The 13,997-nt window shown below is 43.2% G+C and carries 12 protein-coding genes and 2 tRNA genes; 3 read left to right on the plus strand and 11 right to left on the minus strand.

The genetic code is table 11. The features are described from left to right. Window positions 1–137: 137 nt before the first annotated feature. From ACOXXR_RS05125 to parE, 7 genes are all read right to left on the minus strand, one after another. Window positions 138–209 (minus strand) — tRNA-Gln (locus ACOXXR_RS05125). A 9-nt stretch (window positions 210–218) separates the two neighbouring features. Continuing rightward, window positions 219–299, minus strand: a tRNA-Tyr gene (locus ACOXXR_RS05130). Between the two features lie 52 nt (window positions 300–351). After that, window positions 352–582, minus strand: a complete 231-nt coding sequence (locus tag ACOXXR_RS05135; protein WP_048715920.1) for a DUF2969 domain-containing protein — start codon at window positions 580–582, stop codon at window positions 352–354. Between the two features lie 143 nt (window positions 583–725). After that, on the minus strand, window positions 726–1,751 hold the full coding sequence (locus ACOXXR_RS05140) for a branched-chain amino acid aminotransferase (protein WP_287514482.1): 1,026 nt from the start codon (window positions 1,749–1,751) through the stop codon (window positions 726–728). Between the two features lie 173 nt (window positions 1,752–1,924). Beyond that, complete coding sequence (gene parC, locus ACOXXR_RS05145; protein ID WP_445278192.1) at window positions 1,925–4,378, minus strand: DNA topoisomerase IV subunit A; 2,454 nt, start codon at window positions 4,376–4,378, stop codon at window positions 1,925–1,927. A gap of 217 nt (window positions 4,379–4,595) precedes the next feature. Beyond that, on the minus strand, window positions 4,596–5,414 hold the full coding sequence (locus ACOXXR_RS05150; protein WP_445278193.1) for an aminoglycoside 6-adenylyltransferase: 819 nt from the start codon (window positions 5,412–5,414) through the stop codon (window positions 4,596–4,598). 615 nt (window positions 5,415–6,029) lie between these two features. Then, window positions 6,030–7,979 (minus strand): DNA topoisomerase IV subunit B, encoded by a 1,950-nt coding sequence (gene parE / locus ACOXXR_RS05155; RefSeq protein ID WP_445278194.1) that lies wholly within the window; start codon window positions 7,977–7,979, stop codon window positions 6,030–6,032. Between the two features lie 188 nt (window positions 7,980–8,167). On the opposite strand from parE, the gene plsY reads away from it, so the two are divergent. Then, window positions 8,168–8,809 (plus strand): glycerol-3-phosphate 1-O-acyltransferase PlsY, encoded by a 642-nt coding sequence (plsY, locus tag ACOXXR_RS05160; protein WP_195324009.1) that lies wholly within the window; start codon window positions 8,168–8,170, stop codon window positions 8,807–8,809. 81 nt (window positions 8,810–8,890) lie between these two features. Here plsY and ACOXXR_RS05165 read toward each other — a convergent pair whose 3' ends face one another. Genes ACOXXR_RS05165 through ACOXXR_RS05180 form a run of 4 tightly spaced genes read right to left on the minus strand, consistent with a single transcriptional unit; the run spans window position 8,891 to window position 12,698 of the window. Further along, window positions 8,891–10,174, minus strand: a complete 1,284-nt coding sequence (locus ACOXXR_RS05165; protein ID WP_445278195.1) for a glycosyltransferase — start codon at window positions 10,172–10,174, stop codon at window positions 8,891–8,893. Beyond that, complete coding sequence (locus tag ACOXXR_RS05170; protein ID WP_445278196.1) at window positions 10,134–10,790, minus strand: hypothetical protein; 657 nt, start codon at window positions 10,788–10,790, stop codon at window positions 10,134–10,136. Before ACOXXR_RS05170 ends, ACOXXR_RS05165 begins: the two co-directional genes overlap by 41 nt. After that, complete coding sequence (locus ACOXXR_RS05175) at window positions 10,783–11,925, minus strand: glycosyltransferase family 2 protein (protein ID WP_445278197.1); 1,143 nt, start codon at window positions 11,923–11,925, stop codon at window positions 10,783–10,785. Before ACOXXR_RS05175 ends, ACOXXR_RS05170 begins: the two co-directional genes overlap by 8 nt. Next, the gene (locus tag ACOXXR_RS05180; RefSeq protein WP_314836842.1) at window positions 11,925–12,698 is read right to left on the minus strand and encodes an SDR family NAD(P)-dependent oxidoreductase; all 774 of its coding nucleotides are present in this window, start codon (window positions 12,696–12,698) and stop codon (window positions 11,925–11,927) included. Before ACOXXR_RS05180 ends, ACOXXR_RS05175 begins: the two co-directional genes overlap by 1 nt. A 166-nt stretch (window positions 12,699–12,864) precedes the next feature. Between ACOXXR_RS05180 and ACOXXR_RS05185 the strand changes: the two genes are divergently transcribed. Together ACOXXR_RS05185 and ACOXXR_RS05190 are read left to right on the plus strand one after the other, a co-directional pair. After that, window positions 12,865–13,317, plus strand: coding sequence for a DUF3290 family protein (locus ACOXXR_RS05185; RefSeq protein WP_129269072.1), 453 nt, complete (start codon window positions 12,865–12,867; stop codon window positions 13,315–13,317). Then, window positions 13,314–13,946: a DUF421 domain-containing protein gene (locus tag ACOXXR_RS05190; RefSeq protein ID WP_414297367.1), complete on the plus strand. Its 633-nt coding sequence runs from the start codon at window positions 13,314–13,316 to the stop codon at window positions 13,944–13,946. Before ACOXXR_RS05185 ends, ACOXXR_RS05190 begins: the two co-directional genes overlap by 4 nt. Window positions 13,947–13,997: the final 51 nt, after the last annotated feature.

The raw sequence follows: 13,997 nt of genomic DNA on the forward strand, positions 1-13,997 counted from the left end.
AAACTTGACATACTTATAATTATTTTTCCTAAGCAAGCACTCGCAACGAAATCAAAATGATCTACAACGACATCTTCATATAAAGAAATAAAATACCTGAGTAGATATTTTACCACCTTATCTGATATTACCTAGAACTGGGGTAGCTGGATTCGAACCAACGCATGAGGGAGTCAAAGTCCCTTGCCTTACCGCTTGGCTATACCCCAAAAGTGAAATGGAGAGAGAGGGATTCGAACCCCCGAACCCGAAGGAGCGGATTTACAGTCCGCCGCGTTTAGCCTCTTCGCTATCTCTCCAAGCAAATCAACAGACACAATTATACCATTGATTTCATGAAAATGCAACCCCTTATTTGTTCAAATTATAATTTTCGATGGCACTTTCCACTGCTTTTTCCAGTGATTTATAAAGACTTTCTACGGCTCCATTTTTCACAAGAGCGAACTGAGCTCCCATATCAGCAATCTCAGCAATAGCCTTCTTTCCAATCGCTAATTGGTAGCCATCAAAGGTATCTTTTCCAACAACTACCTTGCTATCAGAAATTTGGATTTCAATTTTTTTATCTTTTTTACTCATTCTTCTACCTCATTTCAACCCCTTTATTTTACAAAATTTTTCACATGCTTGCAAGCCGAAAATGTTTCATGATTAAATTATTTCAATTTGCTAGTATCGCTTCCTAAGAAAAAGAGGGAGTTCTCCTCCCCCTTATGATTGTTTTATTCAGTTACTTTGAAAATCCATCCTTCTGGTGCTTCAATATCACCAAACTGGATGCCCGTTAATTCATCATACAGCTTGCGGGTAACCGGCCCTACTTCCGTTTCTGAATAGAAGACATGGAAGTCATCTCCGTGCTGAACTCCCCCGATTGGGGAAATAACTGCGGCAGTTCCACAAGCACCTGCTTCAACAAAGCGGTCTAGGTTATCGATTGGGACATCCCCTTCGATTGGTGTCAAACCAAGACGGTGCTCTGCAAGATAGAGCAAGGAATACTTGGTAATGGATGGCAGAATAGATGGGCTAAGTGGTGTTACAAACTCATTATCAGCTGTGATCCCAAAAAAGTTAGCAGATCCCACTTCTTCAATCTTGGTGTGGGTTGCAGGATCCAAGTAAATTACGTCTGAGAAGTTTCGAGACTTAGCTAATTTACCAGGTAAGAGGCTAGCGGCATAGTTCCCACCGACTTTCGCTGCGCCTGTCCCATGAGGAGCTGCTCGGTCATAGTCGTTTTGGATCAAGAAGTTGGTTGGAACCAAGCCACCCTTGAAGTAGTTTCCGACGGGCATAGCAAAGATCATAAAGATGTATTCCTCTGCTGGCTTCACCCCAATGATATCTCCAACCCCAATCAATAATGGGCGAAGATAGAGGGTTCCACCTGTTCCATATGGTGGGACATATTCTTCATTGGCACGAACTACTGCCTTACAAGCTTCCACAAACATATCCGTTGGAACTTGAGGCATCAAAAGACGATCTGCAGTCCGTTGCAGACGTTTGGCATTTTCGTCTGGACGGAACAATTGAATGTTGCCATCTTTTGTCCGGTAGGCTTTCAGACCCTCAAAAGCTTGCTGTCCGTAGTGCAAACTCGGAGAAGATTCAGAAATATGAAGAGTGGCATCTTCGGATAGTTCTCCTTTTTCCCAGGCACCATTACGATAATAGGCGATATAGCGGTAAGGTAGTTTCATATAAGAAAATCCAAGATTTTCCCAATCAAGTGATACTGTCATGTCAGTTTTCCTTCTTCCATTCAAGACTTGCTAAATAGCAAGAGCCACCACAAAGGATGACTTTATTCATGTACTCTATTTTACACCATTTCATGAGAATTTCAAGTGAAATTTTCAATTTTCAGAAAATTTATCGAGCAACAAAATTAGCCATAAACTGGCTAATTTTGTTTTTATTTAATTCTAGCAGTAAAGACTTCTTGATCAGAAATTTGATCATTGACAAAAGAACCATTGCTAGTTCGTTCTGACAAGCTGAGTTGAGTAACATCTACTTCTGTTACCTGACCTGTTGTCGAGGTGATCTGAAGGATTTGATCTTGCTCTCCCACTTCTTCCTGGCTCGTGAAGAGATCAAAATCACCCTGGTCAGTGAAGACTGGACCTGCCTTAAAGACGCGGTGTGGTTTAGACTTCAGTTCACGTAAGACTTGCAGTCCACGTTTGGCACGGCTGGTCACAGGAATATCATCTTGTGACATCCGTTTGAGACTGCCTCGTTGGGTCAGGATATACATGCTTGGTGTCGTTGACTTAAAGACGGCCACAACTTGATCCCCGTCTTTGAGGTTAATAGCTTTAACACCTGCTGCTTTGGCACCAACTACTGGCACCTCTTCAATATTGAATCGGAGGCCATAACCATTCTTAGTAATGATCATGATGTCCTCGAGGACCACTGGTGCAACCGCTACGATACGGTCCTCTTGGTCCTTCAGTTTAGCGTACTTAGTTGATTTAGAACGATAGGTCCGCCATGGACTCAATTCCTTGCGTTCAAAACGCTTGATTTGGCCTTGTTGGGTAGCTGCAAAGTAGGTCACTCCTTCAAACTGATCCACAATCTCCGCAAAAAGAATCTCTTCTTCTTGCTCGAAATTGGTCAAGGTCTGACTAAGGTGCTCCCCGATATCCTTCCACTTGGTATCTGCCAATTCATGAACAGGTCGATAGATGGCATTTCCCAAGTTGGTAAAGAGCAAAAGATGCTGGGTGGTCTTAGCAGGCTCTACGAAAATCAACTCATCGTCGTCCCGCTTACCGACTTCCTCCACTGTCGACGCATTGAAGGAACGAGGCGAGGTTCGCTTAATATAACCAGCACGGGTCACACTGACGAAGGTTTCCTCTTCAACGATCAGACTGGCTGTATCAATCTCAATCGTTTTAGCAGTGTCTTGCAACTCACTGCGACGGGGATTCCCAAAGAGCTTCTTGACTTCACGCAATTCCTTCTTCATGAGATTAAACATGGTCCGTTCATCCCCAATGATGGCTGCCAAGGTCGCGATTTGTTCCTTGAGACTGGCATGCTCTTCTTCCAAAGTCACGATATCCGTATTGGTCAAGCGGTACAATTGCAAGGTGACAATAGCTTCTGCTTGTTCTTCGGTGAAATCGTAGCTGACCTTGAGGTTTTCCTTAGCATCTGCCTTGTTATCAGAAGCCCGGATCAAGGCAATCACTTCATCAAGGATAGAAATGACGCGGATCAAGCCCTCTACGATGTGGAGGCGTCGTTCTGCCTTTTCCTTATCAAAGCGCGAGCGAGCGACAATGATGTCCCGACGGTGAGCAATGTAGCTAGAGAGAATCGGTACGATCCCCACTTGACGTGGTGTGTAGTTATCAATCGCCACCATATTGAAGTTGTAGTTGACCTGCAAGTCTGTGTACTTGAACAAGTAGTTCAAGATTAGATCAGCATTGGCATCTTTCTTCAACTCAATGGCAATACGAAGACCATCTCGGTCAGACTCATCCCGGACTTCCGCAATACCGGCCACCTTGTTGTTAACACGGACATCGTCGATCTTCTTGACCAAGACCGCTTTATTGATCTCATAAGGGATTTCGGTAACGACGATTTGCTGCTTGCCTCCTTTGAGTTGCTCGATTTCTGTCTTAGAGCGAACAACCACCCGGCCCTTACCTGTTTCATAGGCTTTCTTGATCTCATCCCGTCCTTGGATAATGGCACCAGTTGGAAAATCAGGTCCAGGTAAAAACTCCATGAGCTTGTCTACCTTGGCAGATGGATGGTCGATCATGTAGACCACGGCATCGATGACTTCAGCAAGGTTGTGTGGCGGAATATCTGTCGCGTAACCAGCTGAAATCCCCGTAGCCCCATTGACCAAAAGATTTGGAAAAGCTGCCGGCAAAACAGTTGGCTCTTTTTCTGTATCGTCAAAGTTCCAGGCAAACGGCACTGTGTTCTTTTCGATATCTTGCAAAAGATAACCAGCGATTTCAGACAAACGCGCTTCCGTATAACGCATGGCCGCTGGCGGATCCCCATCCATGGAACCATTGTTTCCGTGCATTTCCACAAGGATCTCGCGGTTCTTCCAGTCTTGAGACATGCGGACCATGGCATCATAGATAGAAGAATCCCCGTGAGGGTGGTAATTCCCCATGATATTCCCGACAGACTTGGCAGACTTGCGGTAGCCCTTGTCATGGGTATTGCCGTCCTTATTCATCGAATAAAGAATCCGCCGTTGGACGGGTTTCAAGCCATCCCGAATATCAGGAAGAGCCCGTTCTTGAATAATGTATTTGGAGTAGCGACCAAAGCGCTCTCCCATGATGTCCTCTAAAGACATATTTTGGATATTACTCATATAGGATACAAAGCCCGTAAAATACAAAGTGAAAATAGGAAATTCTTGCAGTGAGCCATGCTCACAAGAGAATTTATCTTTTTCACACAGTATTTAGGGCGTGTTCAACTCCTTTCAAAGAATGTTGAGTAGATTTTTATAAAAGAAGGTGTTCAGTTACTACAAGTAACTAAACTATCCTTTCTGTAGTTTAAAGTGTTTAAAATAGATTATTGAATCAATGATTTGACAGTTTCTCTTCAGCATAAGCTATCATCTTCTCAGCCTCTTCCTGATCATAGGCAAATCCCATCTTTTTGGCCAGGCTTTGAACTTCTCGATCAAAAATATTCATGGTAGCAAACAAGGACTGGCCGACCTTCTCTATACTAGATAGATTTAGCAGAGCTGAGAACTCCTTCTCTTTCTCAGCTGGGAGATAGTGAAAGAGGTATTTGTAGTTCTTTCCGATATCAACTGCTCCCCTATCACTTGTCACCTGCCAAGCAAAGACCTTGAGGAGTTCTTGCTGGCAAATGCCATAGAGGTGATCCGTCGCATAGATGAGCTGATTTCTTCGAATGGCCTTTACGACATAAGCCGATACCCACCAAAATTCATTGCAGGATGCTGCAAATTCCTCTTCAGTAGGCGGAGCGGTCCAATAGCGCTTGGAATTAGGCTGATAGGCTTCAAACAAACCTTTGTCGTCTTTTATAACTTCAAAATTTGCTTCGCTGTCCACCCACTCTTGGATATACTCCTTGGGGCAGAGGGTTAAATCAATACGATTCCCATCTTCAAAAAGCATGAGATACAGACGACGGTGTCCAAGGACATTGTGCTGTTCAATCAGACGCATTCCAAACTGGTCTAGCCAAGATAAATCAGATAACAAGTCTTTCAGATCATCAACTATATAAACCACATCGTAATCTTGAAACTCGTCTTTGGATGCCTGAGGATTCGTTCGTGATCCGGATAAAGCAATTGCTTCTACTTCTAGAGTATCAGCTATTTGCAAAATCAGATTCATCATTTCTGTATCAGTTCTCATCTTTCCCTCCTTCATCACTTAAAGGTATTGGTTATATTTTAACAGGATAGAGCAGTAAACTATTGATCACTTCTGAATTTTCTATACAATCAACGACAAGATATTATTAAGGAAGTGTCCCGTAGCCTACTGATCTCGCTCAAAATGATAGAGATAAAGAGGAGGCAGATAGGAAACCAGAATCATCAAAATAAGGACTATGAATACGAACTGATGAATCTGAAATATCATTACCACACACAAGCCAAGAAGACCAATTAATAGGGGGCCTAAGATATAGGATAGGAAAATCAAAAGTCCCTTCCGCAGATTCTTCCTATAAACGAAACACAAACGAATCAGTGTGTAGACTAAGGCTCCTATTATCAAAGGAAAGCCAAATAAAAACATGATAAAGGTCGCCCCTAAAGCAGCGGATTCTGAGCCCTCTATATTAAAAATAAGCATCAAGATCATGAACAAAGTAAACACGATCGGTGCATAAAGTCCTAGTAAACTTTTTTTCCGATGATTCATAAAGAATGCAAAAATAGCTGAGGGCGATGAGACTAAGAGAATAAAACCTAAGTAAGTCCATATAATCGAATGTCCTGAACTATCCATCACTCGCACTCCTTAAAACGCGGTCGTTTCTTCCAGGGTAAACTTAACATTGTCTTCGATCCATTGGCGGCGAGGGGCTGCCTTGTCACCCATGAGGACTGAGACACGGCGTTCTGCACGCGCTAAATCATCAATCGTGACACGAATCAAGGTACGGGTTTCTGGGTTCATGGTAGTTTCCCATAGTTGATCCGCATTCATCTCCCCCAACCCTTTGTACCGTTGAAGAGTTGCCCCACGGCCAAAAGTTCGCCGTAGGTCTTCCAATTCATTGTCTGTCCAGGCATAAGCCACTTCTTCTTTCTTCCCTTTGCCCTTAGACATCTTGTACAGAGGAGGCATCGCGATATAGACACGTCCTGCTTCGACCAAAGGTCGCATATATCGATAGAAGAAAGTTAGGAGAAGGGTCTGAATGTGGGCCCCATCCGTATCCGCATCGGTCATGATGATAATCTTGTCATAGTTAGCATCTTCGATCGTAAAGTCAGCCCCAACTCCAGCACCAATAGTGTAGATCATGGTGTTGATTTCCTCGTTTTTGAGGATATCACTCATATTGGCCTTCTCAGTATTGAGAACCTTCCCTCGAAGTGGAAGGATAGCCTGGAACTTGCGGTCCCGACCTTGCTTAGCAGAACCACCGGCTGAATCCCCTTCGACTAGATATAGTTCGTTCTTGGCAGGATTCTTGGACTGGGCTGGGGTCAATTTACCAGACAAGAGCCCCTTGTCCTTCTTGTTCTTCTTGCCATTTCGACTCTCATCCCGCGCCTTCCGAGCTGCTTCACGCGCATCCCGGGCCTTGATGGCCTTGCGAATCAGATTGGAAGCTAATTCCCCATTTTCCATGAGGAAGAAGGTCAACTTGTCAGCAACAATCCCGTCAACAACTGGTCGAGCAAGTGGACTTCCTAGTTTGTCCTTGGTCTGCCCTTCAAACTGCAAATGAGCTTCTGGAACCAAGATCGAAAGAACGGCGGAAAGACCTTCGCGATAGTCGGATCCCTCTAGGTTCTTGTCTTTTTCTTTGAGAAGACCCGTCTTTCTTGCATAGTCGTTCATAGCCTTGGTAATGGCTGTCTTCAGTCCGGTTTCGTGGGTTCCCCCATCCTTGGTCCGGACATTGTTGACGAAGGACAAGATATTATCAGAGTAGCCATCATTGTATTGGAGAGCAACTTCTACTTGGAAGCCTTCTGATTCCCCATTAAAGTAGAGAACGGGCGTCAAGGTTTCTTTATCTTCGTTCAAGTACTCAACGAAATCCTGAACACCATTCTCGTAATGGAAGGCGACATGGTTGTCTTCTTCCTTACGAAGGTCTGTCAACGTCAGTGTTACATCCTTGAGCAAGAAAGCTGATTCTTTGATCCTCTCGGCGATGGTATTAAACTTGAAATCGGTTGTTGAGAAGATCGTGGCATCTGGCATGAAGGTGACCTTGGTTCCTGTCTTGGACTTGGGAGCCGACCCAATCTTCTCAAGAGTGGTAACAGGCTTCCCACCATTTTCAAAGCGTTGCTTGTAGACAGCACCATCACGAGTAATCTCAACCTCAAGCCAGCTAGAGAGGGCGTTCACGACGGAAGATCCCACCCCGTGGAGACCACCAGAAGTCTTATAACCACCTTGACCAAACTTTCCTCCAGCATGGAGGACGGTAAAGATGACTTCAACGGTTGGTTTGCCCATAGCATGCATCCCGGTCGGCATTCCCCGACCTTGGTCTGCTACAGATAGGGAACCGTCTTTGTTGATGGTAACGTCAATTTGAGAACCAAAACCAGATAGGGCTTCATCGACCGCATTGTCGACAATTTCCCAGACCAAATGGTGAAGCCCATTTCCATCTGTCGATCCAATATACATCCCTGGACGTTTACGGACCGCATCCAACCCTTCTAGTACCTGAATGGCATCGTCATTGTAATTATTAATGTTGATTTCCTTTTTAGACACAAGGAACCTCCTGTTTGTTCATCTTTTCTATATTACAGCTTTTTAGGAAATTTTGCAAAATTTTTCTTTCTTCTCTCCCTTTAACTAGGCTATTTAAGTGCGATTGGTTCAAACCAACTATCCGATGTGACAAATCTGCTAGATATTTTCTTTTTCATTCAAAGCATTTTTGATATAATGAAACTATGATGAAAACAATTCTTTTACTCGTATTAGCATACTTATTAGGTTCTATCCCTTCTGGTTTGTGGATTGGAAAAGCCTTCTTTAACATCAATCTACGTGAACACGGTTCTGGAAATACAGGGACCACCAATACCTTCCGTATCCTAGGGACGAAGGCTGGTCTGGTCGTCTTTGCGGTTGATTTCCTCAAAGGGACCTTGGCTGTTTTATTGCCGACTATTTTTGGGGTTACAGGGATTTCGCCAATGGTCTTTGGTCTTCTCGCAGTTCTTGGTCATACCTTCCCCATTTTTGCAGGCTTTAAAGGAGGCAAGGCAGTCGCGACCAGTGCAGGAGTCCTCATCGGCTTCTCACCTCTCTTTCTATTTATCTTAGCTATTTATTTCTTTGCTAGTCTCTATTTAACCAGTATGATTTCCTTTTCAAGTGTGACGGTCGCTATTCTGGCTAGTATCGGAGTCCTCATCCTCCCACTGACTGGTTGGATCCTCCCAAGCTACGATATCATCTTTACCATTATCGTTCTCGCACTTTCGTCCTTGATTATCATCCGCCACAAGGACAATATCAAACGAATCCTCAACAAAAATGAAAATATCGTCACCTGGGGTAAAAATATCACCCATCAAAAACAAAAAGACTAGAGTCAAATCTCTAGTTTTTTTATATTCAATAATAGAAGGTCTTTGGAAGAAAGCAAACAGGAGTCTCCCCCTCCACTTCTTCTATAACCTCACTTTCAAGAGTCTCTCTATTTCTTGATAAAGAATCTTTGTTGGCTGGTAGGCTTTGCTTTGTTGAGCAAGGACCTTTAGGTGCGACCAATCTTCCCGAGAAACCAATTCATTAAATAAGCGCAAAACTTCGGAATCTGTCTTTTTACGAGAGACCAATCCTATTTGGAATAACTCAGCCCGAACTGCATTATCAAACTGGTCATAGTCCTGGGGCAAAATTAGACTTGGAATGCCCTGCTCGATACAGCCCATCAGGATCCCTGCACCTGCATGATGAATGGCAAAGTCCATTTGATCCAGAACATCTGAATAAGGGAGGTAATCAAAGACCAGAAGATTTTCCGACAACATCCTTGGTGGATGCTCCAAACCACTAGGGTCGCCTAGGGTTACGTAAAAGACATAGTCAGGATATTCTTGGCTCAAAAGCTTTGCCAACTCCACCATCCGCTCTTTTTCCCATTTTAAATGAGTGCCGCAAGTGACGAGGACCCGCTTTTTAGAGCTAGTGAAATACTGCCTCTGTTCTTGAGGAAGTCGGTCAAAAGATAGACAGCGATAACCAACCCATTTAAGCTGGGATGGAAAATCGTCTCGAAACTCCAACTCTTTCATGCCTAGAGCCAAGATTGAATAGGGAGAATAGATCGCTTCTGTCCCATCTTCACGGTACAATTTGAAATCCTCTAGGGTATCGAGATTCTTCTTAACTAGCGAAAATCCAACTTTCTTTGCCAGACGGATGACTTGCCTACCCAGAGAATCTCTCCACTTGTAGAAGGTCCCCTGGTGAGGTTTCCAGCCACCTAGATAAGCAGGCGTTGTCGTGCGACTTTCAATCGCTACTGGACTTGGAATGGTCGTAATCCAGGGAATGCCCAAACGATCTGCTAAAACTCCAGCAGGAGCGGCTACAAAATCTGCAATGATCAAGTCTGGTCTCCCCTCAGAGTTCCAAATTCGAGTTATTTCGTCAAAAACTTCAGGGATCAGTCTGCTATTGGCCCCTAATTGTTGGTACATGATAAATAGGTTTGCTTGCTTTGATGTATTGGCTATATCTTCCATCACTGTCGGACGATCAGGAAATAAGGTAAGGCAGTCAAAACCAATCTGCTCAACCAATGCCTTTTTCTGAAAACCTGTAATAACACGGATCTGAAAACGCGGATCCTCCAGTAAGGGCTTTACCAGAGTCAAGGTTGGAAATAAATGGCCACTAAAGGGGACGCTAATTACATCGATTTTTATCACTTTTTCTAATCCAGTCATAGATGATTCCTTTCACATCTTCTCTGTATTCATAGCTATAATGATCCGTATCCACTTGAATATCCGCTGAATGGTGATCCAGGATACGTGAATAAGGATCTTTCTTTCCTTTGATGACCAGTAGTTCTAGCTCCTTTTGACTTATGAGAAGCTGGGAAACCGGGCCAAGCGCTATCACACGCAATCTTGGAAGGGAGACTTGATTCCCTAAACTTCTGAGCCACTGGGTCAGCATATTGACCCCTGAACTCTTACAAACAAGAACCACTTCCTGCGCTTCCAACAAGGGAGACAAGTGCTTCTTTAACAGCTTTTGGAAACCAGGGTTCAAAATGGTATGCCAATAGTAGATGATATTGGATGCAGAAGCCGACATTAGGGATACTTGAGGAAACTGTATATGTTCAAAATCTTGATTGAAGGGGAAATTACTCTCTACTACTCTATAACCTGATGGACAAATCGCATGGAGGAGTTCCAGTTGTCCTGCTGTCAGCCCGGCACAAGTGACATCACTGCTCCCACTGCGAAAGAGAACCAAGCGATTAGAGTTTAGCATGGTATGATCAAGAGATAAAGCAGACAAACGGTCTAGATAGGACTTCATCTTACTCATAACGAATCTTTCCGTCCGTCACACGAATCTTCCGCCCCCGCCAGTTTATCACAGGTGGAGTCAATAGAACATAGACAAACAACCAAGGAAGCACCAGATCATTCAGCACTTCATAGATGACTTCATCCAAGTATAGGCGATTGGATAGAATGCTTTGTCGATAGAGGAGCATCCAAACTGCCTTGAATACCAGTAAGCTTAAGGCTAGAAGAAAATACGGCCACCCTAAAAAAAGACTTAGGATCAAACCTGGAAGAGGCAGAAAACTCGGTAAACCTATGAGGCAAAAGACCTTCCAGTCCAGGTGTTCTTTGAGATAGATAGAGCTAAAGAGAAGCCAACGCTTCATCTGGAGCAGATATTGATTGGCGTCCTTGATAGTGGTTCGAACATTACAGGTGACCCGTGTTTGGATAATGGATACTCCTTTACTCCTTAAAAAATCGGCTACGGCTAAATCATCACATAGATAATCCTTAATTGCTGTGAAAAGCCCCTGGTCTTTTGCAAGTTCTACCGGTAGGATATAGAACATCCCGTTGATGGAGTGATTCGCCTCAACTTCTGCCATGGTAAAATAAGTAATAAAAGAATTGCCATTTACGAATGCTGCAACCAGCTTGGACCAGAAATTGCTTCTCTCTTGGTTATAGGGAATACCTGTCAGAATGACCTCTTGACCCAAATAGGCAGTCAGCTCCCCCATCTTAGAAAAATCGATCACACTATCATCGTCCAAAACAATCAGATAAGGCCGGGTCAGCTCCTCTACAACCTGCTCAATCTTGTAACTCTTGGGATTAATCCCTTGAGGGACGTCTTCAATGAGAAAGACTCGAATGCGTTGGGCAAAGGAAGCCTCTTGGCAAATCTGATCTGCTACTCGCTGGGCTTCTGTATCAGACTGGTCAATCAACCAGTAGAATTCCACTGCTTCTGTTTGCTGGAGATTGGCCCGCAAATCACTCTCTAAACGAGGATCTCCTGAGAGGATGGGTTGGACCACTGTAAAAAGCTCTTCTGGGAAGTCCGCAATATGAGCCTGACCTCTTTTATAATAAGTAAAGGACAGCAACCAACGGATGATAAATAAGAGAAGATAAGCAACAGCTAAAAATATAAATATAAATTTCATCAATTAAGTCCCTTTCGTAAATACCTGGCGAGGACACGAATGATCCACCTTTGGGGAAGCATGCTACCTAGCCAAACTAGCAAGCGATAGCGAAGCCCGATAATCGCATAGGAAGTATCCCTTTCTATAAATCGGATCAACTGCTGAGCGACTTTCTCAGGCTTCATCTGCAAGCGACCGCCACCCAATGCTTCTACTAGTTTAGGAGGAAAAATAGCTGTTTGGACTGGTCCAAGAATATACAGACTTAGCTGAATCGGGGAATCTGATTGCCTCAATTCCTCCTGGAGAGCAAGAGTGTAGGTCTGCAAGGCAGCCTTACTGGCACTGTAGGCTGCTAGATAGGGATGTGGAAAAAGAGCAACCAGAGATGACAGCTGGACCAAGTGGATCTTCTGATTCTTCTTCACTAATTGCTTAATTAGTTGGACCGGAGCATGGTAATTGACTTGCCAGAGGTCTTGCTCACTAGCTGAATCAAGGTCACATCCTATGGAAAAATAGGCTAGTCCCGCACAATTGACAAGAAGATCTGCATCTAGGTTCTCTACAAAAGCTTCTAGGGCTACTTGATCTAGCATATCTAACGTTAGGATTGACAGTTGCGCCTTGCTCCCAGTTAGTTCCTCTTGGACTTGGGAGAGTTTGTCTGGATCACGTCCTACTAAGACCAGATAATCCAGACTTCTTGCCAGTTCTTTCGCTAGCTGCCGGCCAATCCCTCCTGTAGCTCCTAAAATGATTGCTTTTTTTATAGTATCTTCTATCTTCATAGCTCTAGTGTACCAAATTTCGATTAGATAGAAAACTCCTACTTCTATTCTTCCACCTTAAGGTACAATCCATACCTTTAAACAATGAGAATGTCACTTTAAATCATTGAAGTAAGGATTGAAATAGTTTATAATAGCTTGAATACAAAATAATTGAGGGGTTTTTATGAAATTATATTCCTACGACTATGTACTGAGTCAGATTAGCCAGCAAAATTGGGTCATGGTGATCATGTCCATTCTCTTAGTGTTGGTAACGGCTTTTTTCGCATTTAAGGCATATAAGGATAAACGTGGAAGTAAGTTCCGTGAATTGTCTATTATTTCTGTCTTAATCTTAGTAGCCGTTGTTTTGATTGGCATTTCAAATTTTCAAAACAATCAGTCTAATGACAATCAATTCCGCTCTTCCCTACACTTTATCGAAGTTGTTTCAAAAGAATTAGGTGTAGATAAAGAAGATGTCTATGTCAATACTTCGGATACGACCGACGGAGCTATTATCAAGGTAGACAAGCAATTCTATCGTGCGATTAGCGGAACAGACCCAGATAGCTATTTACTTGAAAAAATGGACTTATATAAAACAGATGTAGAACTGGTGGAGGTTGAAAAATGATAAGCTTTTTTGCTACAATTGCAATTAAATTGGCCTTCGGGCTTCTTTCTCTTGTTTTTGTTATTAACGTAACAGGAAAAGGAAATTTAGCTCCAAGTTCTGCAGTAGACCAAATACAGAACTTTGTTCTCGGGGGTATTATCGGCGGGGTCATCTACAATAGCTCGATTACCATCCTTCAATATGTCGTCATCCTCATCATCTGGACGATTTTGATTCTGTCACTCAAATGGCTTAATACCAATGTTTACTTCATCAAACATCTGATTGATGGAAAACCAACTATTATCATAAAAAACGGAAAATTAGATCCAGAAGCTTGTCGCTCAAAAGGCCTTTCTGCTTCTGACGTCGCTCTTAAGTTGCGCTCTCAAGGGGTCTTCCAATTGAAAGAAGTCAAAAGAGCCGTCATCGAACAAAATGGCCAACTCATAATCGTTCGAATGGGAGATGAAAATCCCAAATACCCAATCATTACAGATGGTGTAGTCCAAGTAGAAATCTTAGAGACCATCGGTAAAACTGAAGAATGGCTTATGGCCGAACTGAATAAAAAAGGATTTGAAAATGTCGATGACATCTTTATCGCTGAGTACGACAAGGGTGAGATTAATGTCGTGACTTATTAAAGTTGGAAATCAGCTATTCGATAAAATAGACAAGTAAAAGGTCGTTACGAA

Source organism: Streptococcus sp. KHUD_013 (assembly GCF_052588545.1).

Coding starts and splice junctions, on each gene's coding strand:
- ACOXXR_RS05135 (WP_048715920.1), bottom strand. CDS start 582: ATGAGTAAAAAAGATAAAAAAATTGAAATCCAAATTTCTGATAGCAAG.
- ACOXXR_RS05140 (WP_287514482.1), bottom strand. CDS start 1,751: ATGACAGTATCACTTGATTGGGAAAATCTTGGATTTTCTTATATGAAA.
- parC (WP_445278192.1), bottom strand. CDS start 4,378: ATGAGTAATATCCAAAATATGTCTTTAGAGGACATCATGGGAGAGCGC.
- ACOXXR_RS05150 (WP_445278193.1), bottom strand. CDS start 5,414: ATGAGAACTGATACAGAAATGATGAATCTGATTTTGCAAATAGCTGAT.
- plsY (WP_195324009.1), top strand. CDS start 8,168: ATGAAAACAATTCTTTTACTCGTATTAGCATACTTATTAGGTTCTATC.
- ACOXXR_RS05165 (WP_445278195.1), bottom strand. CDS start 10,174: ATGACTGGATTAGAAAAAGTGATAAAAATCGATGTAATTAGCGTCCCC.
- ACOXXR_RS05170 (WP_445278196.1), bottom strand. CDS start 10,790: ATGAGTAAGATGAAGTCCTATCTAGACCGTTTGTCTGCTTTATCTCTT.
- ACOXXR_RS05175 (WP_445278197.1), bottom strand. CDS start 11,925: ATGAAATTTATATTTATATTTTTAGCTGTTGCTTATCTTCTCTTATTT.
- ACOXXR_RS05180 (WP_314836842.1), bottom strand. CDS start 12,698: ATGAAGATAGAAGATACTATAAAAAAAGCAATCATTTTAGGAGCTACA.
- ACOXXR_RS05185 (WP_129269072.1), top strand. CDS start 12,865: ATGAAATTATATTCCTACGACTATGTACTGAGTCAGATTAGCCAGCAA.
- ACOXXR_RS05190 (WP_414297367.1), top strand. CDS start 13,314: ATGATAAGCTTTTTTGCTACAATTGCAATTAAATTGGCCTTCGGGCTT.